Origin of the sequence: Shewanella sp. ECSMB14102 (genome assembly GCF_000813075.1) — a bacterium.
Taxonomy (GTDB): Bacteria; Pseudomonadota; Gammaproteobacteria; order Enterobacterales; family Shewanellaceae; genus Shewanella; species Shewanella indica.
Genome location: NZ_JWGX01000144.1, coordinates 1 through 322 on the forward strand (window position 1 = coordinate 1; position 322 = coordinate 322).

The window sequence follows — 322 nt, forward strand, 5'->3', positions numbered from 1 at the left end:
TGAGGTGGTACTCGACACCAAACTCACTCGATATGTATTGTTGGATATCTGCCCCGGTTAGCCTGCCTCCCTCATTCGATTGTGCTTTGAACTCAATATATCTGGCGAGCCTTCGCTTTTGGTCATTGGACAATGATGGTCTTTTGCCGGGTCGCTGCTTATCTTCAAGCCCTACGAGCCCTTGTTCAAGATAGTTTGAGACCCATGAGTTGACGCTGGATCTTGCCACCTTCAACTGGTTCGCTACTTGAGTACGATTACGGGATTGCAAAAATATGGACACGGCGAGTAACCGCATACGCTTTTGGGGATTTTTTTCTTT

Annotated in this window: 1 protein-coding gene; it reads right to left on the reverse strand. The window is 47.2% G+C overall.

The genetic code is table 11. From position 1 onward, the window contains the following. Nucleotides 1-298: helix-turn-helix domain-containing protein (locus tag RC73_RS19715; RefSeq protein ID WP_082014402.1), on the reverse strand; the 298-nt coding region annotated here is incomplete at its 3' end. Between the last annotated feature and the right edge of the window lie 24 nt (nucleotides 299-322).